Raw genomic sequence first — 25,426 nt, 5'->3', positions numbered from 1 at the left:
TTTATGTTAATCAATTTCAAGACCACCAGTATAGAGTCGGTAGTAGGTACCACCTTGCTCCATAAGGCTGTCGTGGTCACCACGTTCAATGATACGTCCGTGATCCATAACCATGATAACGTCAGAGTTGACGATGGTTGAAAGACGGTGGGCAATAACGAAGACCGTACGTCCTTCCATAAGTCGGTCCATCCCCTCTTGTACCATTTTTTCAGTACGAGAGTCAATAGAGGATGTCGCCTCGTCAAGGATAAGAACCGGTGCATTGGCAAGGGCAGCACGCGCAATGGCGATAAGCTGACGTTGTCCGTTAGACAAGCCTGCACCATCATCTGTAAGAACAGTGTCATAACCATTGTCCAAATGTTGCACAAAGGAATCCACGTTAGCAATGCGGGCAGCTTCAAGAATTTCCTCGCGTGTCGCATCAGCACGACCATAGGCAATATTTTCAGCGATAGTTCCCGTGAAGAGATGGGTATCTTGAAGCACGATACCAAGTGAGCGACGAAGAGAATCTTTCTCAATCAGCTTGACATCAATACCATCATAAGTAATCACACCAGATTGAATATCGTAGAAACGGTTAATCAAGTTGGTAATCGTCGTCTTACCAGCACCTGTCGCACCGACAAAGGCTACCTTTTGCCCCTTGTCTGCATAGAGGTTAACGTCATGAAGGATTTGTTTCTTACCATCGTAAGAGAAATCAACGTCTTGGAAGACCACATTTCCGACCAACTCAACCAATTCGTAGTCACCATTTGGACGTGGGTGTTTCCAAGCCCAAAGATTGGTTTTCTTGTCTGTCACAACCATCTGACCATCTACCAATTCGTAATTGACCAAAGTGACCTTACCTTGGTCAACTTCTTCTGGCTCATCCAAGAGATCAAAGATACGGTCAGCACCTGCAAGTGCCATAAGAACAAAGTTCAGTTGTTGAGAGACCTGAGTAATAGGACCGTTGAAGGAACGGTTCAATTGTAGGAAGGCCATGAGACCACCGATAGTCAAACCACCAACACCATTAAGGGCAAAGAGTCCACCAACCAAGGCGGTCAAAACAAAGGAAACATTTCCTAAGTTCCCAAGAATTGGCATGAGAACATTGGCATAGCGGTTGGCCAAGTAAGAAGATTCAAAGAGTTGCTCGTTAATCTTGTCAAAATCAGCCATGCTTTCTTCTTCGTGAACAAAGGCCTTGACCACTTTTTGACCTGACATCATTTCCTCGATGAAACCATTCTCAATCCCTAGATTCTTTTGTTGCTCACCAAAGTAACGACCTGATTTGGCTGATACATTTTTGATGACCATAAACATGATACCTACCATAACTAGGACCACGATAAATAGGAGAGGACTAACCGTAAGCATGGTTACAGTCACCCCAATCAGGGTAATAGCTGTTTGTAACAACTGTGGAATAGACTGCTCAACAGCCTGACGGAGGGCATCGATGTCGTTGGTGTAGATAGACATGATGTCACCGTGTTGGTGAGTGTCAAAGTAGCGAACAGGGAGCTTTTGCATGCGAGCAAAGAGCTGATTACGAAGGGAACGCAGAGAATCTTGTGAGATGGTCGCCATGAGGAGTGATGACACGTAGTTGGCTATCACACCGATAAGACAGAAGACAGCCACTGAAGTCAAGAAACGTAAAAGCGGTCCAAAATCATGGCTACCAGATTTGAGCATGGGTTGAACGTAAACGTCAACCAAGGACTGAATAGATGCTGTCAAATTGACCGTTGCCAAGGAAGCAACCACAATGAGGATAAAGGCGATAGAAAGCGAAAGTTTGTAGTCTTGCCACAAAAAGCGTAGAAGACGTGCTAGAGAGCCCCAATTAGCTTTTTTCTTATTCTTCATCTGCTACTCCTTTCCCTTGTGTTTGCATCTTGTAGACGTCACGATAAATGGCATTGTTAGCCACCAATTCATCGTGGGTACCAATAGCATCGATACGGCCATCATCCATAACAACGATGCGATCTGCATCTTGGATGGATGAAATACGTTGACCAATGATAATCTTAGTGGTGTCCTTAAGACTTGATGCCAAACCTTGACGAATCAAACTATCTGTCTTGGTATCAACCGCTGATGTTGAATCATCCAGAATCAAGATTTTTGGTTTCATGAGGAGGGCACGTGCGATACAGAGACGTTGACGTTGTCCCCCTGAGACATTGGCTCCACCACGTTCAATCTTGGTGTCATAGCCATCCTTAAATTCTTGGATAAATTCATCAGCTTGGGCAATTTTACAAGCTTCAATGATTTCTTCATCTGTTGCCTGTTTATTTCCCCAACGCATATTTTCCTTAATGGTTCCTGAGAAAAGGACATTGGTTTGAAGCACCATGGCAACTTGCTTACGCAAGCTATCCAAATCATAGTCCTTAACATCGTGGCCAGCAACCTTAACTTGACCGGCTTCCACATCATAAAGACGAGGAATTAGCTGAACCAAACTTGATTTCCCAGAACCTGTTCCACCAAGAATACCGATAACTTCACCAGACTTAATATCAAGCGTAATATCTTTGAGAACATGGGTCTTGTCACCATTTTCATCAGTATATGAGAAATCCACATGATCAAAGCTGATAGAACCATCTGCGACTTCTGTCAAGCCATTTTCAGGTGAAACAATGGTTGATTCAGTATTAAGCACTTCATTGATACGCTCTACAGAGGCCATAGAGATAGACAACATGACAAAGATCATCATGAACATCATGAGTGAGATGAGGATGGTCATGGTGTAACTGAACATGGAAGTCAATTCACCTGTAGATAGCTTGCCGACAACGATAAGGTGAGCACCAAACCAAGAAATCATGAGGAAGGATGCGTACATAGACAACATCATGGCTGGGTTAGACATGACAACCACACGAATGGCACGCATGAACATCTTGTAAATACGACGTGAGGCCTTCTTGAATTTGTCCGTCTCTTCCTGCTCTTTAACGTAGGATTTCACCACACGCATGTTAGTGATATTTTCCTTGATACTGTTATTGAGGTTGTCATAAGCCTCAAACACTTGAGTAAAGAGAGGATATACGATTTTGGTAATAATGGCCAAAACCACACCAAGGAAGAGTGTTACACCAACGAAAATCCAAGCCATTTCGCCATTAATCAGGAAACTTGCTGCAATGGCAAAGATCAGGTTAAGTGGTGCACGTACACAGATGCGGATAATCATCTGGTACGAGTTCTGTACGTTGGTAACATCAGTCATCATACGTGTTACCAAACCACCAGCTGAGAACTTATCGATATTTTCAAAAGAGAAGGTTTGAACCTTTTTGAAAATGGCTTGACGTAGATTCTTGGCAAATCCAGCAGAGGCAAAGGCCGCATAGCGTGCCGACTGCATCCCACAGAAAAGCGACAGAAAGGCACAGACCAACATGAGACCACCATAGAGCCAAATGTTAGACATGTTAGATTGCTGGACACCTTTGTCCAAAAGATTGGCCATGACAAAGGGAATGGAAATCTCAAACATGACTTCTAACGTCATGAAGAGGGACGCTAGGATTGAGGGTTTCTTGTATTCCTTTATCTGGGCGATCAGGGTTTGAAACATAATTACCTCCGTTTTTTATTCTTTTTTCTTTTTTTGATATTTTTCTTTTTTGATGCTTTCTTAAGTGATGGCGGACGTCAGCGACCGACTCAGTCGTTCCATGACTAGTTATCGAGCCAAAGTCTCGATAACTCCGCTTCCTATAACTGCTTCTGCAGTTATAGGAATATCATCACGGCGAAAGCATCGCTGTTGGGCAGAGCGAACTGTTAGTATCTTACTCTGTTTTCAGCAAGACTGGGCAGATTTAGATAACTGTTGCCACGGCGAAAAATATCGTCTACTCTAGGCATAGCAAAGCTTAAAACTAACAGTCTTATGCTTATCATTTATCTATAAAAGAACGGTCATACCCTTTTGAGAGCATACAAAAGCCCCTGAGGGCAGACCCTAGGGATTTTTTCGTTCTCATATATATGTCATTAGTATAGGTTAAATTGAGTAAAATTGCAAGCATAATGTCATTTTACTAACATTTGTAAGTATTTTAGGATATTTGATAAAAAAATCTCTCTAAAATCTGCTCATTTTTCACAAACTCATCATAAATGTTCGTAAATTACAACTAAACGTAGCAGAAATTTGTTTTCTGTCCCTATTTATAATAGACTAACACTAACATTAGATGAAAAGGTGACTCTATGACTATAAATCAACTGCTTCAAAAGCTGGAGCCTACCAGCCCTATCCTTCAAGCTAACTTTGGAATTGAACGCGAAAGTCTTCGTGTCGATAGACAGGGACAATTAGCACATACACCTCACCCTTCTTGCCTAGGAGCTCGAAGTTTCCACCCTTATATTCAAACAGATTTTTGTGAGTTTCAAATGGAACTCATCACGCCAGTTGCTAAATCTACCACTGAGGCTCGTCGTTTTCTTGGAGCCATTACCGATGTAGCTGGACGTTCCATCAGTAAAGATGAACTTCTCTGGCCCTTGTCCATGCCACCTCGTATCAAGGCCCAAGAAATCCAAGTTGCCCAACTGGAAAATGAATTCGAACGCCATTATCGCAACTACTTGGCCGAAAAATACGGAACCAAACTTCAAGCTATCTCAGGTATCCACTATAATATGGAACTTGGGAAAGATTTGGTTGAGGCTTTATTCAAAGAAAGCGACCAGACTGATATGATTGCTTTCAAGAACGCCCTCTATCTTAAGCTGGCTCAGAACTATTTGCGCTACCGTTGGGTGATTACCTATCTCTTTGGTGCTGCACCTGTTGCTGAGCAAGGCTTCTTCGACCAAGAAGTGCCAGAACCCGTGCGTTCCTTCCGAAACAGCGACCATGGTTATGTCAATAAGGAAGAAATCCAAGTATCTTTTTCAAGCCTAGAAGACTATGTCTCTGCCATCGAAAACTATATCGAACAAGGAGATTTGATTGCGGAGAAGGAATTTTACTCAGCTGTTCGTTTCCGTGGACAAAAGGTTAATCGTTCTTTCCTTGACAAGGGAATCACCTATCTGGAATTCCGTAACTTCGACCTCAACCCCTTTGAGCGTATCGGTATTAGCCAAACTACCATGGATACCGTACACCTGCTCCTTCTAGCCTTCCTCTGGATGGATGCCCCTGAAAATGTTGATCAGGCTCTGGCTCAAGGGCACGCGCTTAATGAAAAAATTGCCCTCTCTCATCCTTTAGAACCTCTACCTTCTGAAGCTGAAACTCAAAACATTACGACGGCTCTAGACCAACTGGTGCAACATTTTGGCCTAGGTGACTATCATCAAGGTTTGGTCAAGCAAGTTAAAGATGCCTTTGCTGATCCTAGCCAGACACTAGCAGCCCAACTCTTACCTCATATCAAAGACAAGTCTCTTGCTGACTTTGCCCTTGACAAGGCTCTTGCCTATCATGATTACGACTGGACTGCCCACTATGCTCTTAAAGGTTACGAGGAGATGGAGCTTTCTACTCAGATGTTACTCTTTGATGCCATTCAAAAGGGAATTCATTTTGAAATCCTAGATGAGCAGGATCAGTTCCTTAAACTTTGGCATAAAGATCATGTTGAGTACGTCAAAAATGGTAATATGACCTCAAAAGACAACTATGTAGTACCTCTTGCCATGGCCAATAAAACCGTGACCAAAAAAATCCTGGCTGACGCTGGTTTCCCTGTTCCCGCAGGCGACGAATTTACCAGTCTAGAACAAGGTCTAGCCTACTATCCTCTTATCAAGGACAAGCAAATTGTGGTTAAACCAAAATCAACCAACTTCGGTCTGGGTATTTCCATTTTCCAAGAGCCTGCCAGCCTTGATAACTATAAGAAAGCCCTCGAGATTGCCTTTGCAGAAGATACAGCTGTTCTTGTTGAAGAATTTATCCCAGGAACCGAATATCGTTTCTTTATCTTGAATGGACGTTGTGAGGCTGTCCTCCTTCGTGTCGCTGCCAATGTTGTCGGTGATGGCAAACACACCATTCGTGAATTGGTCGCTCAGAAAAATGCCAATCCATTGCGAGGACGTGATCACCGCTCACCACTTGAAATCATTGCGCTAGGAGACATCGAACAATTGATGTTAACGCAACAGGGTTATACCCCTGATGATATTCTCCCAGAAGGGAAAAAGGTCAATCTACGTCGTAACTCAAACATTTCTACGGGTGGTGACTCTATTGATGTCACTGAGACCATGGATTCCTCTTACCAAGAATTAGCTGCAGCTATGGCAACTAGTATGGGCGCTTGGGCTTGTGGGGTTGACCTCATTATTCCAGATGAAACCCAACCTGCTAGCAAGGAAAACCCTCATTGCACCTGCATCGAGCTCAACTTTAACCCCTCTATGTATATGCACACCTACTGTGCTGAAGGACCTGGACAAGCTATCACTCCTAAAATCTTAGACAAGCTTTTTCCAGAAGTTGCCACAAATCACAACTAAAACTTAAATCTTAGGAGCAAACAAATCACCTTTATCTCGAGATAAAGGTGATTTTGCTTTATTAACCAAACTCTCCTGCTTCTTCCTCAGGATGAGTTTCCATGTACTGGATGTGTTGTATATAGGCATCTTGAGCCTGATTGAAGGCTTCCTGATCACTATAAGGATAATCTATGTAAAAGAGGTCCCGCCAGCCATTAAAGGTCTGACTATTGTAAAAACCTTGAATCTTTGTAGGAAGAAACTCTTTGTTGTAGCTAATCCGCAACTTGAGTAGGGTCTTATCCTGAAACTGAGTGATGATACTGTTGGAGGTTTCTTGGCCTTCCAAACTAGTCCAAACTTTGTTCAGAACAATGTCCTGACTATAGTGGTTAGCCTTGATGCGATTTTTGTCCACTGGGAGCTTCTGGGTAGCCTCTAAAAGGTAGGACACCTCTCCTTGAAAATAAGCCTCAATGGTTAAATCCCCAAGACTTGAGCCATATAATAGGCCATCCTTAATAGCAATGTTTGATCCAAAAAGTCTTTGGCCAGCCACATCAAAGGACATCCCCTCATCCTGCCCGTAGAGCTTGATGGCATAGGCATCCCTTACACGATAGAAATTTTTAGCGACAAGAACACTATCAAGGGTTTCAGTCTTTTTTGTCTCCACCTTGGGGCTTGTAGGTTTCTTGGTAAAAGCTGTCAAACCCATTAAGCACAAGATGAGAGCGAATATAATCAAGGTAAGCATTGTAGACCTGGAGCCGGTCTTCAGCTTTAACTTGTCTCCATGTTTCAAGGTCTTTCAAGCCTCCTTTTTTAACAATATCAGCATAGCGCCCACCGTTTAAGACATTCTTGGGATTTTTCCACTTCCTAACCATCTTGCGTCTAATCGCATTGTCAGCAGGATGACGAACGTCAAGATAGGTATGGCTATTATTGAGATAGGCTGGTAGGTCAGCATTCAAGCCCTTAGACAGCCCATAGTTAGCAGAGTCCGTATCGGCAATGTCAGCACCGTCTTCAATCTTATAATGCTTAGGATTAGAGTCGATGCTGCCGTCTTTCCTTTTCTTGTAGACATTCCACTCAGAGACAAATCTCCCCGTATCCATATTGACAATAAACTCAATAAAACGGGAATTGCTAACTCCGTAAGGACCCATGACACTGGTCTGGGGTAGCTGAATTTTCATGTTCTGCGGATAGGTAAAGTCTCCCAAGCTTCGATTATGGTAGGAAGCACCTGTCGTGTAATCCAAATGAATCTTCTTGTCCTTGCTGTAGGCCAGTAGCTTGTCTAAATCCGTCTTACCCTTGTAGTTGCTCCTAATATAATCCATAGACTGCTTATCAATCCAAGACCTAAAAAGGTGAAGCTTGATACCTAAGTCGTCCACCCCAAGACCTAGATCCGTCTGATAGGTCTCCATAATAGCCTCACGGAAGTAACTGTAAAAAGGACTAGTCGGCTCTAGCTTCTTGGAAATTTTATAACCTGACTTCCCTAACTGGAGGAACTGGTACTTGTCCACATAAACCTGCATGTGCTCCATAACCAAATTGAGCTTGTCATGATTAGGGAGTTGAGAAGCTTGGAAAAAGGCCGTATAGGTATCTGAGCCCACTTCCTTGCTTTCTTGGTCAATGTCCTGTAAAACCTTGTCTAACTGGGTCAAGGAAGTCTTTCTCATCTTACTTCTCACCTGAGCCACATAGGCTGGCTTAATGCCCTGATCCCAGTGGTCACGAGCCATAATAGCATCTGCCTTTTGCGAAATCAAAGTCAATCGCTTTTGATAAGACGCGTCCTCCAAGGCCAGCTTTAAAGCCTTTGATGGCGTCGCTTGAACCACAGATAAATCACCGTAGATATCTGCCTTTAGGACAAGATTTACCTGCATATCATAGGAATGATTGATATGGAGAACGAGGTGAATCTTCCCGTCTTCCTTCCTAACAGACAAAGAATCGAGTTGATAAGATTTGATAACCCCAGCCTGACTGAGCGCCAGTCTATCTATATTTTCCAAAGAATCCTGATAGATATAGGAAATCTCAGGGTCTTTGACCTTCTTTACCAAAGAGTCATTTCGCTGTCGATTGAAAACCACAAGACCAAGTATGAGGATTACAGCCAGGGCACTTGCCAGATACTGTAAAATTACTTTCTTCATAGTACTTCCATTATAGCATAGGTGGACAAAATATTCTGAAAACGATTGGCAAACGTTGAAAACAAATGAAAAAACAGGTCGACTATGACCTGTTTAAATGGATTGTTTATAAATCGCTCAAGCGACGATGTTTAATACTAAAATCAAAATAAGCATTTTCCTGAAGTTTGTGGAATATGTCTCTGTAGGCTTTTTCGTCAAAGTGATCACCACGATAGAGGATTTCAAAGCTCAAGCCCTCATATTCCAAGAAGGCATTGGAAGTCTTGAAACCATTACGCTTATAGAAATCCCAACGCGCCGCACGTTGCTCAGGATTGTCATTGGGTTCATCCAAACGTTCTACTTCCAAGACCATAGAACGCGATGGTCCATAAAAATCCACTAGCTTATCAATAATTTCACTGCCATAGCCATGACTCCGCATTTGAGGAACAATGGCAAAGAAACTCACATAAAAAACTTTAGCATTGTAGAGAACCGAGGCAAAACCAACAAAATCATCCTCATCGTAAAAGGCAAAGAAATGATAATCCTCGCGACCATCCAGTTGCAGGAATTCACTTAATGGAATACGCTCCTCTTCTGGAAAGGCCTCGTTGTTTAAGCGCTCTACCCTATCTAAATCTGGAAACTCCTTGGTAATTAATTGGCTACGTAAAGCCATAAATTTTCCCCCTTTTTCTGATGCTTATACCTATAGGTCATTATAACATCTTGATAAGCAAGTGCAAGTTTCAAGGGCTTGGATTAAGCTAGGGACAAACACTTACTGTAACAGGCACTCTAAATGCTACTTGACTGTCTCAGTCATCTCTCTTCTTAAAAAGCATAAAAACAACGACCATTTCTAGTCGTTGTCTTTTCGTAATTCATAAGCTATCGCTTATTTTTTCAATTCCCAAATTTCTTTAGCATACTCTGTGATGGTATCATCTGAAGTGAATTTATGAGATTTAGCAATATTAGCCAAGCTCATACGTGCCCACTTGTCCTGATCACGATAAAGCGCATCGATTTTCTCTTGAGCTTCTACATAAGAAGCAAAGTCTTCCAAGAGGAAGTACTCATCGTTGTGGGTGATGAGGGCTTCGTAAATTTCAGTACCTTCAGCTTGAGCATTTGGAATCGTACCGTTAACAAAGGTATCAACGACACGACGAATGACTGGGTTATTTTCATAAACTGCACGAGAGTAGTAATCGTGACGTGCATAGTGTTCATAAACTTCGTCCTTGTCCATACCGAAGATGACAATATTCTCATCGCCAACTTCGTCCTTGATTTCAATGTTGGCACCGTCAAGTGTCGCCAAGGTAATAGCACCAGTCATCATGAATTTCATGTTTGATGTACCAGATGCTTCTTTAGAAGCCAATGAAATTTGCTCAGAGACATCTGCTGCTGGAATGATAAGTTCTGCTAGACTGACACGGTAGTTTTCAAGGAAGACCACTTTAAGTTTTCCTTGGAGGCTTTCGTCGTTGTTAACAAGGTTGGCAACTTCGTTGATGAGTTTGATTACTGATTTAGCGAAGTGATAACCAGGGGCAGCTTTGGCACCAAAGATGAATACACGTGGTACCATGTCTTTATCTGGATTATCTTTAAGATCCCAATAAAGTTTGATGATGTGAAGAAGATTAAGCAATTGACGTTTGTACGCGTGAAGACGTTTCACTTGAACATCAAAGATAGCATCTGTAGACACTTCTACGCCTGTTGTTTCCTTGATGTAGTCTGCCAAACGTTGTTTAGCAGTTTTCTTAACCTGATAGAACTGGTTCAAGACTTCCTTGTCATCCAAGTAAGTTGTAAGATTTTCAAGCTCATGGATATCGTTACGCCAACCGTCACCAATCACGTCATCAATTGCTGCTGAAAGTTCAGGAGCTGCAATTTGTGTCCAACGACGTTGAACGATACCATTTGTCTTGTTATTGAATTTTTCAGGATAAATTGTATAGAAATCGTGGAGGGTATCTTCTTTAAGAAGTTCTGTATGAAGCTTGGCAACCCCGTTGACTGAGTGACCACCAATGATAGCTAAGTTAGCCATGTGGACTTGGTTATCCTTAACAATACGTGTGCGTTCGATAACATCTGCAGCAACGCCACGTCCAGCCATTTCAGCGATGTAACGGTTGTCGATTTCCAAGATGATTTGGTAAACACGTGGAAGAACACGTTTGAAGAGCTGTTGATCCCATTTTTCAAGGGCTTCTTGAAGAATAGTGTGGTTAGTGTAGCTCATAGTTTTAACAGTCGCATTCCAAGCATCTTCCCATGAAAGACCATATTCATCAAGGAGGAGACGCATGAATTCAGCTGGTGCAACCGCAGGGTGCGTATCATTGATGTGAACAGATACTTTTTCGTGGATATCTTTCAATGGCAAGCCCATCTTGAGGTAAGATTTGATGATTGTTTGGAGACCGGCACTTGTCATGAAGTACTCTTGAACCAAACGCAATTCTTTACCTTCAATTGTCGAATCATCTGGATAAAGAATAGCAGTAATATCTTTCACACGACGGCGTGCTTCCAAAGTTGGGTAATCCAACTCGTATTCTTCAGGAATTTCAACATCCCAAAGGCGAAGGTTGTTAATCACACCATTTTGGTAACCAATTTGTGGCACATCGTAAGGTACGGCACGAAGGACTTGAGCGTTCTTATAAGTTGGAACAAAACGACCATCTTCATTGCTTTCAAGGACAACATCACCGAAGAGTTTTACATCGACAATATCGTGGTCCTTACGTGTTTCCCAAACATTTCCTGTTGAACCAAACCAACCATCTGGTAGTTCCACTTGGTAACCATCCACAATACGTTGTTTGAAAAGTCCGTAACGGTAACGAAGACCATTACCAAAACCTGGATAACCAGTAGTCGCAAGTGAATCCATGAAGGCAGCAGCCAAACGACCAAGACCACCATTACCAAGTGCCATGTCATGCTCAGCTTCTACAACTTCACGGAAGTCAATATCAAGTTCTGCGAATCCCTCTTTAACAAGGTCAAGAATCCCAAGGTTGAGAAGGTTAGTTTCCAACATACGACCTGGAAGAAATTCAATCGAGAAGTAGTAAGCAATCTTTTCTTGATTGTCTGAAAGTGCATGGTTACGTTCAATCCATGTATTTGTGTAATATTTACGGATCAAACCAGCCAAGGCAGTAAAAATCTCCGTTGGTGTGGCCTTAGCAACTTTAATCAACTGCTCTTGATGGAGAGTATCCTTAAAGTCACGGATGAATTGTTCTTTTGTTAAATTTTCGAGTTGCATAGAAATCCTTTCTTACTACTTCCTTATCTTCAATACACTTCTTACAGGTATCTATTCAGATAAGAGGGAATTGGAAATTTTACTCAAACTTCCAAACCTTGCCAGATAAGATTCGAAACAGACATTTCAAAATCTTTATTTACAAAACTGTCAAAACAGTCAATTATATTATAACATGATTAGAGTTATTCTTCTATTCAGACTTTTAGACGCTTTCTCTATAATCTCTGCCAAGCAAAACTTAGTGGGCTAAATGAATTTAGAAGCGCTTTCAAACGCTTTACACGAAGATAACTTTTCCCCTTCGAGAAAAGTTATCTTTGGAATTATACTAATTGTTTATACAAATCAACATATGCCAAACTTGCTGTATCCCATGAGAAGTCACGTGTCATCGCATTGTGCTGGAGTTGCTTCCAAGCATCAGCATTGTTTTCGTAAACATCGAGAGCTTTTTCAAGGGTTTGAACCATCCAGTAACCTGAGAAGTTACCAAATGAGAATCCTGTACCTGAGCCTGTTACAGGGTTGTAAGGTTCAACGGTGTCACGAAGACCACCAACCTCACTAACGACTGGCAAGGTACCATAGCGCATAGACATCATTTGAGAGAGGCCACATGGTTCAAAGGCTGAAGGCATGAGGAAAATGTCACAACCAGCATAAATTTGTTGAGCCAACTCTAGGTTGAAAGTAATGTTGGCAGACATTTTTTCTGGGTAAGCATGACCAAACCAAGAGAAAGAATTCTCATAGTCGCTATAACCAGTACCCAAAAGAACAATCTGAACATCATGTTGCAAGATATTGTGAAGTTCATTTACCACCAAATCGAAACCTTTTTGGTCTGTCAAACGTGACACAATACCAATCAATGGAACGTCTTCACGAACTGGAAGCCCAACACGCTCTTGAAGAGCTGCCTTGTCTTTGGCTTTACCTGACAAATCATCCACTGAGAAATGATAAGGAATGTGAGTATCTGTTTCTGGATCAAGGAGGTCCGTATCGATACCATTAACAATACCAGATAACTTACCAGATTCCATGCGCATGATTTGATCAAGGCCTTTACCAAATTCAGGTGTTTGGATTTCACCAGCATATGATGGTGAAACTGTTGTGACACGGTCTGCGTAAAGAACAGCTGCTTTCATCCAGTTGAGGCAATCATTCCAACGAAGGGTACCATCAGCATAACGCTCGTAACCAACACCGAAAATTTCCCAAAGCATTCCACTGTCAAATTGACCTTGGAATTCAATATTATGGATAGTGAAGACTGTCTTAATACCTTGGTAAGCTTGAATCCAATGGTATTTTTCCTTAAGAAGGAATGGAATCATGGCTGTGTGGTAGTCATGAACATGGAGAACATCTGGAATAAAGTCCACTTTTTCCATCAACTCAAGGGCAGCCATTTGGAAGAAACCAAAACGCTCACCATCATCCCACTCACCGTATACCGTACCACGGTTGAAATACTGCTCATTATCAATGAAGAAGAAAGTCACACCATCACGGACAATTTTCTTGATGCCGACATATTGACGACGCCAACCAACATTTGTATAGAAGAAGCCAAGGTCTTCAACCTGATCGCCAAACTTAGCCGAAACCACATCATAATAAGGGAGAATTACGGCAACTTCGTGACCATTTTTAACAAGAGATTTAGGAAGGGCACCGATAACGTCACCTAGGCCACCTGTTTTAGCGAAAGGTGCACCTTCAGCCGCTACAAATAAAATTTTCATCGTACAATATCCTCTGTTACAACGCTACCTTTTTTGATGACAACTGGGTTGTTTTCTGTACCGCGAATAGTAACACCTTCAGCGATTTCAACACCTTTATCCACAATCGCATACTCAACTGTAGCGCCTTTACCAACTTTAACACGTGGGAAGAGAACTGAGTGGTCCACGCTTGAACCCTCTGCCAAATCTACATTACGTGAAATCACTGAGTGTTCCACTTTACCACGTACAATAGAACCTGATGCAAACTGAGACACTTTAACATCAGAAGAAGTTGCATAGTATGTTGGCTCTTCATTTTTAACTTTTGTATAAACTTTTTGGTTTGGTGCAAAAAGTTTATAGAATTTTTCTGATTCCAACATATCCAAGTTAGCATCAAAGTATGCTTTAACTGAGTGAATATTTGAAAGATAACCAGTGTATTCGTAAGCAAAAGCATTTTCAGCAACTGCTAAATCGCGAAGCACATAACGAAGCTTACGTGGTTCTTCTTTAGCTGCTTCTTCTTCCAATTTTTCAATCAAGTATGGAGTATCCACAACAAAGATGTCTGTTGACATATTGTAAACTTCTTGATCTCCGCCTTGGAAGAGCTCATGGCCAAGCACTTTATCAGATTCATCAATTTCTAAAACACTGTTTACATCAGAGATTTGTTCTTTAGGAAGTTTTTTGTAGACAACGGTAATTTTTGGTTCTGTTGTATTGTGAAGGTGGAAAACTTGGTTAAGATCAATGTTGACCAAAACATCACTGTTAAGGGCTACCGTCTGGTCTGACCCTGAACGTTTAAGGTAAGTCAAAATTTGACGATAGTATTCTTCATCAACAGTTGAACTTTCAACTGGAGTGTTATAAATACCAAGGTAGTAGTGGCTGAGGAGTGTTGACAAGCCCCACTCACGACCTGAACGAATGTGGTCGAAAACAGAACTGATGTTTTCGTTTTGGAAGATACCAAAGACGCTACGGATACCAGCGTTAGCCAAGTTAGACAATGGGAAGTCGATGAGGCGATATTTTCCACCAAATGGTAGGCTGGCAATAGGACGGTGCTCAGTCAAACCATCCATGTCATGGAATCCTACGGTATTTCCTAGAATTGCAGAATATTTATCAATCTTCATCTTTTGGTACCCCCACTACTTCATTGTATCCTACGACTTGCACTTCTTCTGTACCGTCAATTTCCACGCCATCAGAAATGTGTGCCCCTTCACCGATAATCGCACGTTTAATTTTTGCACCTTTACCGATAACTGCACCACTCATAATCACTGAATCTTCAACGACCGCACCTTCACGGATTTGGGCACTTGTTGAGAGCACTGAATGTTTAACAGTTCCATCAACCAAACAGCCGTCAACAACGAGTGAGTCTTCAATTTCAGCATGTTCACCAAAGAAGTTTGGTGGAGCAATCATGTTACGTGAATAAATTTTCCATTGACGGTTACGGCTATCCAAAGCATTTTCAGGAGAAATATACTCCATATTTGCTTCCCAAAGGGATTCGATAGTACCTACGTCCTTCCAGTAGCCTTCAAATTCATAAGCATAGACGCTTTCACCTGTTTCAAGATAAGCAGGAATAACGTTCTTACCAAAGTCAGACATATCAACCGCACTCTTTTCAGCTGAAACCAACATATTGCGAAGACGTTTCCAGTCAAAGATGTAAATACCCATTGATGCCTTAGTAGATTTAGGATTTTCAGGTTTTTCTTCGAACTCGACAATACGGTTATTAGCGTCTGTGTTCATGATACCGAAACGGCTAGCTTCCTTAAGTGGCACATCAAGAACTGCTACAGTAAGACTCGCGTTGTTGTCTTTGTGTGCTTGGAGCATATCATCATAGTCCATCTTATAAATATGGTCACCAGACAAGATTAAAACGTATTCAGGATTGATGCTGTCGATATAGTCAATGTTTTGGTAAATAGCGTGGCTGGTACCTTCGAACCAACGATTACCTTCACTAGCTGAGTAAGGTTGAAGAATTGATACACCAGAGTTAACACCATCCAAGCCCCAACTTGAACCATTTCCGATATGGTTGTTCAAAGCAAGTGGTTGATACTGTGTAATGACACCAACATTGTTAATCCCTGAATTGGCACAGTTTGACAAACCAAAGTCAATGATACGGTAGCGTCCACCAAACTGAACGGCTGGTTTGGCAATACTTTGGGTCAATTTTCCAAGACGAGTTCCTTGCCCACCAGCAAGGATCAAAGCCAACATTTCATTTTTCATGAATAGTCCCCCTCATGATTTTTAGTTTCATCCCAAAAAGGATGACGAGACAATCAGTCGAAACTGATTATGACAATTAAAGTAAGTTTTTCATTCTGGCAATAGTTTGGGCATCAAACAGCTTCTTTCAACCGTGACTTCCTTGCTATCACCTCTGAAAAACAAATCGTGTACACGTTTAAGTCTACCCTTTATCTCAAGCGACGTTTTACACGCCAGATACTTGCTCCTAGAGCAGGTAGGGTGAAGCTAAGGGTATTTTCATAGTCCTTCCACTTCGCTTTTTGGGTACGGGTTTCAGGATTTCCTTCCTTCCAGACACCACCGAATTCTTCCATCTCAGTGTTAAGCACTTCTTGGTAGATACCAGCTACTGGCAATCCTATAGTGAAGTCTTGACGTTCCACTGGAGCTAGGTTGAAGACACAGACGAGGAAGTCACCCTTATCGCCTTTGTCATCCTTACGAATGAAGGAAAGAACACTTTCAGCGCGGTTATCCGCATCGATAATTTCAATACCATCGTAAGAATCATCAATTTGCCAGAGAGATTTATGGTCCTTGTAGAAAGCATTCATATGGCTTGTAAAGGCCTGCATCTTCTGGTTCATCTCATCTTCAAGATTACCCCATTCGAGTTGATAATCAAACTTCCACTCCAAGAATTGACCAAACTCAGAACCCATGAAGAGCAATTTCTTACCTGGGTGACAGAGTTGGTAAGCATAGAGGTTACGAAGACCAGCAAACTGATTATAGCGGTCACCCCACATCTTATGCATCATGCTCTTCTTACCATGAACCACTTCATCATGTGAGAAAGGTAGAACATAGTTTTCATTGAAGCAATACATGAAACTGAAGGTCATCAGATTGAAGTCATACTGACGGTAAACTGGATCTTCTGCGTAGAATTTGAGGATATCGTTCATCCAACCCATATTCCATTTGAAGTCGAAACCTAGACCACCTTCTTCAATCGGTTGTGTGATTGGCGTTGCCGCAGTTGATTCTTCCGCAATCATCATGACATCTGGATAACGGTTTTTAATTTCACGATTGAGCTTTTGAAGGAAGCCGTAACCTTCCAAGTTACGATTGCCACCATCCTTATTAGGCATCCATGGACCTTCATCATAGTCCAAATAGAGCATGTTAGATACTGCATCCACTCGGATACCATCGATATGATAATTTTCAATCCAGTAAAGAGCACTTGAAATAAGGAAAGACTGAACTTGATTTTTTCCTAAGTCAAAGTTAAGTGCGCCCCAACGATAGTTATGAGCTCGATCATGATCCTGATATTCGAAAGTTGGTGTACCATCGAAGTAGGCCAAAGCATCGTCATTCTGTGTATAGTGACCTGGGACCCAGTCTACCAAGACCCCGATATTATTCTGGTGACATGCTTCTACGAAATCTTGAAATTCTTCTGGTGTGCCATAGGTATGCTCAAAAGCAAAGTAACCCATAAGCTGGTAACCCCAACTCATCCCAAGAGGATGAGCCATGAGTGGCATGAATTCCACGTGGGTATAGTTCATCTCAACCAAATATGGAATCAACTCTTCTTTCAATTCTTTGAAAGTATAAGGTTGACCATCCTCTTTTAGTTTCCAAGATGATGCATGAGCTTCATAGATATTAACCGGACGTTTTTGGAAACCAAAGCGTTTACGACGACCCATCCAAAGGCCATCCTTCCACTTCTTAGTTTTCTTCTTACGAATCACAGCTCCTGTTCCAGGACGAGGCTCTAAGTAAGTCGCAAAAGGATCCATCTTTTCGACGACTTGACCTCCCTTACGTTTCACCAAGAACTTATAGAGTTGTCCTTCCTCTGGGAGAGCTGAAGTCGCCTCCCAAACACCGATATGGTTTTTGGTCATATCCAGAGGTTCATCAAACCAACCTGTGAAATCTCCAATTACCTGAATCTGCTCAGCATGAGGGGCCCACACACGGAAGATAAAACCTTCTTCTCCCTCTAATTCATGCACACCCAAATAATTCTGAAGGTGAAAGTTCTCACCTGTTCCAAATGTGTACATGGCTTCATCGAGATTCATACCATCACTCCTTTCTTAAACTAGCCTTGATAGTTCTAACTATCAAGAAATTAAAACATTGAAATATATGTAAATACACTAGAAAACCCTTCAGACCGATAGGGCTTACAAGTAAACAAAACCACTTATGTAAGCGTTTACTGTATTATAACATTTTTTGACATTCTTGTCAGTAAATCTCCAAATCTTTTTTCATATTATCGAACACAAAAGTCTTACGTAATTTTCCAGAAATATGTAATTCAACAATACCTGAATCGTACTCAGCTTTTGCGACATAGAGATTATCGTAAATATCTGCATATGAACGATATGAAAATTCTTGTACGGTTTGCTTACGCTCAATTAATTTGGCAACTTTAGCAACCAAGTCTTTCTTAAGAGTCACTTGATTCCAATCCACCTGATTAACAGCATCAGGGGCATTGTAGCTATTCATGGCACGCTTAACATCCGCTTCCGTGTAATTTCCATCTTCACCTGTTGCAACCATCTTACTACGCTGGAATTCTTGTCCCAACTGCATGAAACACATCCCTTGCATACTTAGATTAAGAGCATTTGCCAAGTAAATACGTTTTTCAATATCTTCTGGCGAATCATGTGGATGCAAATGATGCATAAGGTCATTCAAATTGTAGTTGTCGTGTGCTTCGATATAGTTGAGGACCTGACCTGGCATGAGGTAGTTTACAAAACCACGGCTACCAAGCAGACTCTTGGCAATCTGGTCTTCCAATGGGGCTCCAGACACATAGCCGTTATTGATGTACCCATAGACCTCTGCCCCCTTGACCGCGTCACGCGCATTGTCATTGAAAAATCCGATTCTAGGCATCAAGGCTGCATTATCCTTCTTGCCCTTTTGGTCTACAGGAAGTCCAATTCCCATATCCCATCCTTCACCATAAAGAAGGATTCGTGGATCAATATCATCCATGGCCGAACGAATGGCATTCATCGTAGCAACATCATGTAAGCCCATAAGGTCAAAACGAAAACCATCCACTCCAAATTCTTCTGCCCAATAGATTAAGGAATCAATCATATACTTACGGTACATTTCCTTTTCACTGGCTGTCTCATTTCCACAGCCTGATCCATCTTGGAAAGACCCATTGTCATGCATACGGTAGTAATAAGCCGGCACAGATAGTTGGAAAGGAGAGCTGTAAGATGAGTAAGTATGGTTATAAACCACATCCATGATAACCCCTATTCCTGCTTCATGGTAGGCCTGAATCATTTTCTTAAGCTCTAAAATTGGTGCCACGGGATTCTTTTGATCAGCAGCAAACTGACGATCCGGAACATTGTAATTTTCAGGATCGTACCCCCAGTTGTAGAGAAGCTTCCCACCTTTATCATAGGTTTTATGGTGATCAAAGACTGGTTGCAGTTGGACATAGTTGTAGCCCATACGTTTGAGGTAATCAAAACCAGTCACATCTCCATGGGCATTTCTAGTCCCTTTCTGACAAGCACCTAGATAGGTTCCTCTATAGGACTTCTTAACACCAGATGTCTCTGAGATTGAGAAGTCACGGAGGTGCATTTCACAGATAACGGATGAGCAAGCATTTGCCTTACGCCAGCTCGCTTTTTGCTTGGTAACCTTTTCATACCCTCTTGGAACAAGTCGCTGTGGATTGACCACCAAACTTTTTTTATTATCTAAGCTAAGGGCGATACTGTAGGGGTCTCTCGTATCCTGATAAAAACTTTCCTCATGATACACACGAAACTGGTAGGCTACCCCATCCAAATCCTTTTTAACAGTGGCACTCCAAACACCGTGAGTATTCATCTCATGACGGTCTTTATTGACACTGGTTCCTCGGCTCATCTTAATGATCTTAGGATTTTTACTGCCCTTTTTAAAAAGTAAGAGCTGCACACGACGAGCTAGAGGTGACCAAAGGCGAAACACTGTGGCCCCTTTTTCATACTTATGACCTAACCAACCTTGAAAGCCCCACTTCTGGTCAAATTCCTGTCTACGAAGAGCCATATCAAAGGCATGCTGGTCGCGACCTTCGAAACTATGGCTAGTCAAGGCTGCCTGTTTAGAATAATAAACAGTTGGATCACCTTCAACTATCCAAATAGCATTGGGAGCATCCCCTAGGAAGCGTCGGACACGGTAATCATGTGTTTGCCTCGACCAGTCTTCCGTTTTGACCAAAAGATTGACAGAATCAATAAAACGGTTAGAGGGAGAAGTAACCTGACCAACAAGGCCAAAATCATCTTCACGTGAAAAATGGGCTTCTTCGCCCCAATAACCATCTAGCCACTTCCACATACTGTATCTGGAATAGTCGCCATGCATACTATGAAAATGAACGGTTAATAAATTGTCCATTTTTTACTCCTTAGTTTTTATTACTCACTTTTTCTCCTATTATAGCAGAAAATGTTCGTTTTATAAGCGTTCTTATGGAATATTTTGCAATTTTTTGGTCTATTTTGAACATAAAAAAAGAATGAGAAAATAAATGGCAAAACACTCATTTTTCTCATTTCTTTTGTCTATTTTAATTCCTTTAAAAACCAGGCTTGAGACTCTTTCCAGTTTATTATTCTTGAGTCATCAAAACCTTACGTGGTTTGGTACCTTCAGCTGGTCCGATAACACCTGCTTCTTCCAATTCTTCCATCAAACGAGTGGCACGGTTGAAACCAACCGACAGACGACGTTGAATCATGGAAGCACTTGCTTTTTGTGTTTCAAGGACCAAAGCCTTGGCCTCTTCAAAGAGTGGGTCACCTTCTGGGCTACCACCATTGGCAGAGGAACCTCCACCAAAATCATTTTCAGAAACTTCACCAGGATCAAAGCTCTCATCGTAGTCAGCTGAAGCCTGATCCTTGATAAAGGTCACAATACGTTCTACGTCATCATCAGAGATGAAGGAACCTTGTAGACGAACAGGGTGGTTTTCATCAATCGGTTTGAAAAGCATATCCCCACGTCCGAGTAGCTTTTCTGCCCCATTTTCATCTAAAATGGTACGACTATCTGTTCCCGAAGACACCGCAAAGGCCACACGAGATGGCACATTGGCCTTAATCAAACCAGAGATAACATCAACCGACGGACGTTGAGTGGCGAGAATCATGTGAATTCCCGCAGCACGCGCTTTTTGTCCTAGACGAATGATGGCATCTTCCACTTCCTTACTGGCTACCATCATCAAGTCAGCCAACTCATCAACAATAACCACAATTAAAGGCAGGGGAATCTGTTTTTCTTGAGACTGGGCGTTCCAGTCGTCCACCTTGGCATTGTAGCCAGCAATATTACGCACACCAAACTTACTAAAGAGTTCGTAACGATTTTCCATCTCATCTACCACTTTTTGAAGAGCCTTGGCGGCCTTACGTGGGTTAGTCACTACAGGGATAAGGAGATGAGGAATATCATTGTAAACCGAAAGTTCAACCATCTTCGGATCGACCATGAGGAACTTGACCTGGTCGGGACGAGCCTTCATAAGAATACTAGAGATAATACCGTTTACCGCAACCGATTTACCAGAACCCGTAGATCCAGCGACTAGCAAGTGAGGCATCCGACCCAAATCAAAGCTACGAGCCGAACCGTCAACTGCCTTACCAAGGGGAACCTCCAAGAGCTTATTAGGATCCGTCTTGGACTGTTCCCAAAGTTCACGGAAAGAAACCGTCGCAATCTCTGAGTTAGGCACTTCGATACCAACCAAAGATTTTCCAGGAATAGGTGCCTCAATACGGACATCTTTCGCAGCTAGAGCCAGAGCCAAGTCATCCGCTAGATTTGAAATGCGATTGACACGGACCCCAACAGCAGGCTTGACCTCGTATTTGGTCACTGACGGTCCAATTTCAGCTCGCTCAACCTTGACATCAATATTGAAACTCTTGAAGGTATCTTCTAAGATTCGAATATTCTTACGAACGATGTTCTTCTCTTTAGATTGACTCTTAGGCTTATCAGGTGCAAAGAGATCTATATGAGGTAATTTATACTGCAGGAGTTCCTTAGGCGTGAAATCAACCTCGACTGGAGCATCATCTCCCTCAACCACCATAGATGGGGGAAACTCCTCGCTTGGCACATCCTCTGGATAAGGTACATAATCTTCTTGGAAATCCTCATAATCCTCTGGAGGCAGATGATCATAGTAATCCTCAGAGGCATAATCACTGATTTCAGGTTCAGGTGCAAAAATCTCAGTTTCTTGTGGCAACTCCTCTGCAGCATCATCTAAGATTTCTCCCGTCTCCTCGTCAACAGTCAAATCAGCCAGACGCTCGGCTTCGGCACGTTCTTCTGCTTCACGTTCTTTCTGAGCCTGACGTTCTGCCTTCTTCTCCTGACGTTGAGCCGTCCGTTCCAAACGCTTCTCAGCCCCTTTTTGCCAAGCTTCCTTAGCATACTCCATGATATCCAAGACATCCCAAGGGCTAAGAATGAAAGCCCCTAAGAGAATAATCAATACCCCAATCATGAAGCTACCGATATTTGAAAAGAGGAAGGAGATCGGTTGGTACAGAAGAGCCCCCAACATACCACCACCCGCAAAACGAGCGACTTGCACACTCACAAGTTCCCCAAAAAGCAAGTCCTTGGTACCAGGGAAAATATCCAGACCGCTCATACGATCTAGACTAAAGAGATAGGCGTGAAACTCCAACAAGAGCCCTGCGAAGACCATCCAAAATCCTGTGACATAGTTACTGTGTTTACGTAACCATTTAAAGCCAAAGAGATAAACATAGATAGCAAAAATTAAAGGGTAAGCCATACTCCCCACAAATACTCGAAAGATATTATAGAGGGTAACCCCAAAGAAACCCAATCGAAAGACTGGGAAAATTAAGATAAAGGCAAAAAAGAAGGTCCATAGCATTCGCTTAATCGCCTTCTGTCTGTCTAATTCTGCTTTTGTAAGACGCTTCTTACCGTTCTTAGAAGCCGCCCCTTTTTTCGTTTTTTTCGTTGTAGCCATAGGTGTATTATACCACGTTTTTAGACATGAAAAAAGAGAGACAAGTCTCTCCATAGTTTGAAGACAAAGTCTTCTTTTGACATTATTCTTCAATTAATGATGTTGAGTGAACCGGACGATTCTTACCGTCTGGATCAATATATTGGATAGCTTGGTTGATAGCGATAGGGGCTTCACCCATTCCCACAGCAATCAAGTCAATCTTACCTTCATATTCTGCTGCATCACCAATAGCATAAACACCTTCTTGTGAAGTTTCAAACTGAGCATTAACAGTAACGCTAGAGCGTTTGAAGTCAACATTCCAGTTACGAAGGTTTTTATTGTTGGTTGAGAAGCCAAAGCTAACAATAAGGGCATCAAGCGGCAATTCCACAACTTCATCTGACTTCACTTTTTGAACAGTCAAACTTTTGGCAAGACCATTTTCACCCTTGATTTCAAGAGGTACATAAGGTGTCATCACATTAACTGATGATTGATGAAGAAGCTCTACACTATGCTCATGGGCACGAAAGGCATCACGACGGTGAATCAAAGTCACGCTCTCAGCAATACCATCCAAGTGATTGGCCCAGTCAACAGCTGAATCCCCACCACCAGCAATCACAACTTTCTTGCCAGCAAACTGGTCCAGGCTATGCACATTATAGAACAAGTTATTATCCGCATAATCTTCTTCATTATCCACACCTAAAGGACGTGGGGCGAAGGCACCATTTCCACAGGCAATGACGATAGCCTTAGACAAGTGTTGGCCCTTACTAGTAGTAATTGTGAAGATACCATCGGTCTTTTCAAAGGTTTGAACTTCCTCTTTCAAATGAATGCTGACACGGTCTTCAAAACGCTTAAGCTGAGTCAAGAGGTTTTCTGTCAATTCCGCACCTGTTGTTTGAGGAAAGGCAGGAATATCATAGATTTTCTTCTCAGGGTAGAGGATGGCAGGTTGTCCACCAAGCTCTGACAGACTCTCAATAATATTAACAGTCATGCCACGTAGACCGGCATAAAAGGCAGCCCAAAGTCCTACTGGTCCACCACCAATAATGGTAATATCATAAATCTTTTCTTCTGACATTTTATTTTCCTTCTGCTTTTATCTCTTCTAAAATCTGACGTTCTTCATCCGTAAAATCATAGTTTTCCAAAAGATCTGGTCGACGCTCCCAGGTCTTACGCAAACTCTGCTCCATACGCCAACGTCGAATATTGACATGGTGACCTGACAAGAGCACATCTGGCACCTTCATGCCACGAAACTCAGCTGGGCGAGTATATTGTGGAAATTCCAAAAGCCCTGATGAGAAACTATCATCCTTATGACTAGCTTCCTTACCTAAAACCTCAGGAATCAAACGGACAGTGGCATCTACAATAGTCATAGCAGCCAGCTCTCCCCCAGTCAGGACAAAGTCTCCCAAGGAAATCTCGTCTGTCACCAAAGTTTTGATGCGCTCATCATAGCCCTCATAATGGCCACAGATAAAGACCAGTTCCTCTTCTTGCGCCAATTCTTCTGCATAGGCCTGATCAAAGGTACGACCAGCAGGATCTAAGAGAATAACGCGAGGCTTAGTGACATTTAGCTTGTCAAAGGTATCAAAAATTGGCTGGGCACGAAGCAACATGCCTTGTCCGCCACCGTAAGGTTCGTCATCTACATGACGAGCCTTCTCCGCATTTTCACGGAAATTGTGATAGTTGATTTCTAGAAGCCCCTTATCCTTTGCCTTACCAACAATGGAATGCTCTAAGGGAGCAAACATATCTGGAAATAGGGTCAAGATATCAATCTTCATCGTCTAATCCTTCCATGAGCTCAACCTCAATACGGCCAGCTGCGACATCAACATCGAGAACTACAGGTGGGATATATGGCAAGAGCAAGTCTTTCTTGCCTTTACGTTTCACTACCCAAACATCATTAGCACCCGGTTGGAGAATCTCTTTGACCTGACCAATCAAAGTATCACCTTCATAAACATCAAGGCCAATGATTTCATGGTAGTAAAATTCACCGTCATCAAGGGCTGTTAGATTTTCCTCAGCAATCTTAAGACTGCAGCCTTTATACTTCTCTACATCATTGATATGGTAAAGTCCTTTAAACTTAACGATATCAAAGTTCTTATGTTTACGGTGACTCGCAATCTCGACATCCATGATGTAATTATCTTTGTCATCAAAAAGGGCTAGGACACTCTTCTTCTTAAAACGCTCATCCTCAAAATCTGTTACAGACAAAACACGAAGTTCGCCCTGCAAGCCCTGTGTATTCACAATCTTTCCAACGTTATAGTATGTCATTGCATTTCCTTATTATCTGTTTTCTTATTCAAATAAAACCACGACTCGACCA

Annotated in this window: 16 protein-coding genes; 1 reads left to right on the top strand and 15 read right to left on the bottom strand. The window is 42.2% G+C overall.

The genetic code is table 11. The features are described from left to right. Positions 1-6: 6 nt before the first annotated feature. Positions 7-1,875, bottom strand: coding sequence for an ABC transporter ATP-binding protein (locus HMPREF2979_RS09845; RefSeq protein ID WP_070656604.1), 1,869 nt, complete (start codon positions 1,873-1,875; stop codon positions 7-9). After that, positions 1,865-3,610, bottom strand: a complete 1,746-nt coding sequence (locus HMPREF2979_RS09840; protein WP_070656602.1) for an ABC transporter ATP-binding protein — start codon at positions 3,608-3,610, stop codon at positions 1,865-1,867. The genes HMPREF2979_RS09845 and HMPREF2979_RS09840 overlap by 11 nt, the downstream gene beginning before the upstream one ends. A 641-nt stretch (positions 3,611-4,251) precedes the next feature. On the opposite strand from HMPREF2979_RS09840, the gene gshAB reads away from it, so the two are divergent. After that, positions 4,252-6,516, top strand: coding sequence for a bifunctional glutamate--cysteine ligase GshA/glutathione synthetase GshB (gshAB, locus tag HMPREF2979_RS09835; protein WP_070656599.1), 2,265 nt, complete (start codon positions 4,252-4,254; stop codon positions 6,514-6,516). Between the two features lie 61 nt (positions 6,517-6,577). Here the strand turns inward: gshAB and HMPREF2979_RS09830 are convergent, their stop codons facing one another. The 13 genes from HMPREF2979_RS09830 to rimM form a co-directional block, all read right to left on the bottom strand. Next, the gene (locus HMPREF2979_RS09830) at positions 6,578-7,174 is read right to left on the bottom strand and encodes a hypothetical protein (RefSeq protein WP_070656597.1); all 597 of its coding nucleotides are present in this window, start codon (positions 7,172-7,174) and stop codon (positions 6,578-6,580) included. Further along, positions 7,155-8,684 carry a DUF1310 family protein gene (locus HMPREF2979_RS09825; RefSeq protein WP_070656595.1) on the bottom strand — a complete coding sequence of 510 codons (1,530 nt, stop codon included), beginning with the start codon at positions 8,682-8,684 and terminating at the stop codon, positions 7,155-7,157. The genes HMPREF2979_RS09830 and HMPREF2979_RS09825 overlap by 20 nt, the downstream gene beginning before the upstream one ends. 106 nt (positions 8,685-8,790) lie before the next feature. Further along, positions 8,791-9,351, bottom strand: a complete 561-nt coding sequence (locus HMPREF2979_RS09820; RefSeq protein ID WP_070656593.1) for a GNAT family N-acetyltransferase — start codon at positions 9,349-9,351, stop codon at positions 8,791-8,793. 219 nt (positions 9,352-9,570) lie between these two features. Then, complete coding sequence (locus HMPREF2979_RS09815) at positions 9,571-11,976, bottom strand: glycogen/starch/alpha-glucan phosphorylase (RefSeq protein ID WP_070656591.1); 2,406 nt, start codon at positions 11,974-11,976, stop codon at positions 9,571-9,573. 326 nt (positions 11,977-12,302) lie between these two features. Continuing rightward, positions 12,303-13,733, bottom strand: a complete 1,431-nt coding sequence (gene glgA / locus HMPREF2979_RS09810; protein WP_070656589.1) for a glycogen synthase GlgA — start codon at positions 13,731-13,733, stop codon at positions 12,303-12,305. After that, the gene (glgD, locus tag HMPREF2979_RS09805; RefSeq protein WP_070656587.1) at positions 13,730-14,866 is read right to left on the bottom strand and encodes a glucose-1-phosphate adenylyltransferase subunit GlgD; all 1,137 of its coding nucleotides are present in this window, start codon (positions 14,864-14,866) and stop codon (positions 13,730-13,732) included. The genes glgA and glgD overlap by 4 nt, the downstream gene beginning before the upstream one ends. Next, entirely contained in the window at positions 14,856-15,998 is a 1,143-nt protein-coding gene (locus HMPREF2979_RS09800) for a glucose-1-phosphate adenylyltransferase (RefSeq protein ID WP_014634805.1), read from the bottom strand. The genes glgD and HMPREF2979_RS09800 overlap by 11 nt, the downstream gene beginning before the upstream one ends. Positions 15,999-16,189: 191 nt before the next feature. After that, positions 16,190-18,070 carry a 1,4-alpha-glucan branching protein GlgB gene (gene glgB, locus HMPREF2979_RS09795; protein ID WP_070656584.1) on the bottom strand — a complete coding sequence of 627 codons (1,881 nt, stop codon included), beginning with the start codon at positions 18,068-18,070 and terminating at the stop codon, positions 16,190-16,192. A 169-nt stretch (positions 18,071-18,239) separates the two neighbouring features. Next, a complete protein-coding gene (pulA, locus tag HMPREF2979_RS09790; protein WP_070656582.1) occupies positions 18,240-20,435 on the bottom strand; it encodes a type I pullulanase in 2,196 nt (731 codons plus the stop codon). Between the two features lie 214 nt (positions 20,436-20,649). Continuing rightward, entirely contained in the window at positions 20,650-23,064 is a 2,415-nt protein-coding gene (locus HMPREF2979_RS09785) for an FtsK/SpoIIIE family DNA translocase (protein ID WP_070656580.1), read from the bottom strand. Between the two features lie 82 nt (positions 23,065-23,146). Continuing rightward, positions 23,147-24,145, bottom strand: a complete 999-nt coding sequence (locus HMPREF2979_RS09780) for an NAD(P)/FAD-dependent oxidoreductase (protein ID WP_070656578.1) — start codon at positions 24,143-24,145, stop codon at positions 23,147-23,149. Between the two features lies 1 nt (position 24,146). After that, positions 24,147-24,866 (bottom strand): tRNA (guanosine(37)-N1)-methyltransferase TrmD, encoded by a 720-nt coding sequence (gene trmD / locus HMPREF2979_RS09775; RefSeq protein WP_002886864.1) that lies wholly within the window; start codon positions 24,864-24,866, stop codon positions 24,147-24,149. Continuing rightward, positions 24,856-25,374 (bottom strand): ribosome maturation factor RimM, encoded by a 519-nt coding sequence (rimM, locus tag HMPREF2979_RS09770; RefSeq protein WP_070656576.1) that lies wholly within the window; start codon positions 25,372-25,374, stop codon positions 24,856-24,858. The genes trmD and rimM overlap by 11 nt, the downstream gene beginning before the upstream one ends. Positions 25,375-25,426: the final 52 nt, after the last annotated feature.

The sequence above is a fragment of the Streptococcus sp. HMSC078H12 genome, assembly GCF_001814615.1.
Classification (GTDB): Bacteria; Bacillota; Bacilli; order Lactobacillales; family Streptococcaceae; genus Streptococcus; species Streptococcus salivarius_F.
This window is presented reverse-complemented; position numbering and strand designations above follow the sequence as displayed.

Bases quoted from the DNA above. Each gene is read 5' to 3' on its own strand.
- HMPREF2979_RS09845 (WP_070656604.1), bottom strand. From the start codon at position 1,875: ATGAAGAATAAGAAAAAAGCTAATTGGGGCTCTCTAGCACGTCTTCTA.
- HMPREF2979_RS09840 (WP_070656602.1), bottom strand. From the start codon at position 3,610: ATGTTTCAAACCCTGATCGCCCAGATAAAGGAATACAAGAAACCCTCA.
- gshAB (WP_070656599.1), top strand. From the start codon at position 4,252: ATGACTATAAATCAACTGCTTCAAAAGCTGGAGCCTACCAGCCCTATC.
- HMPREF2979_RS09825 (WP_070656595.1), bottom strand. From the start codon at position 8,684: ATGAAGAAAGTAATTTTACAGTATCTGGCAAGTGCCCTGGCTGTAATC.
- HMPREF2979_RS09820 (WP_070656593.1), bottom strand. From the start codon at position 9,351: ATGGCTTTACGTAGCCAATTAATTACCAAGGAGTTTCCAGATTTAGAT.
- HMPREF2979_RS09815 (WP_070656591.1), bottom strand. From the start codon at position 11,976: ATGCAACTCGAAAATTTAACAAAAGAACAATTCATCCGTGACTTTAAG.
- glgA (WP_070656589.1), bottom strand. From the start codon at position 13,733: ATGAAAATTTTATTTGTAGCGGCTGAAGGTGCACCTTTCGCTAAAACA.
- glgD (WP_070656587.1), bottom strand. From the start codon at position 14,866: ATGAAGATTGATAAATATTCTGCAATTCTAGGAAATACCGTAGGATTC.
- HMPREF2979_RS09800 (WP_014634805.1), bottom strand. From the start codon at position 15,998: ATGAAAAATGAAATGTTGGCTTTGATCCTTGCTGGTGGGCAAGGAACT.
- glgB (WP_070656584.1), bottom strand. From the start codon at position 18,070: ATGAATCTCGATGAAGCCATGTACACATTTGGAACAGGTGAGAACTTT.
- pulA (WP_070656582.1), bottom strand. From the start codon at position 20,435: ATGGACAATTTATTAACCGTTCATTTTCATAGTATGCATGGCGACTAT.
- HMPREF2979_RS09785 (WP_070656580.1), bottom strand. From the start codon at position 23,064: ATGGCTACAACGAAAAAAACGAAAAAAGGGGCGGCTTCTAAGAACGGT.
- HMPREF2979_RS09780 (WP_070656578.1), bottom strand. From the start codon at position 24,145: ATGTCAGAAGAAAAGATTTATGATATTACCATTATTGGTGGTGGACCA.
- trmD (WP_002886864.1), bottom strand. From the start codon at position 24,866: ATGAAGATTGATATCTTGACCCTATTTCCAGATATGTTTGCTCCCTTA.
- rimM (WP_070656576.1), bottom strand. From the start codon at position 25,374: ATGACATACTATAACGTTGGAAAGATTGTGAATACACAGGGCTTGCAG.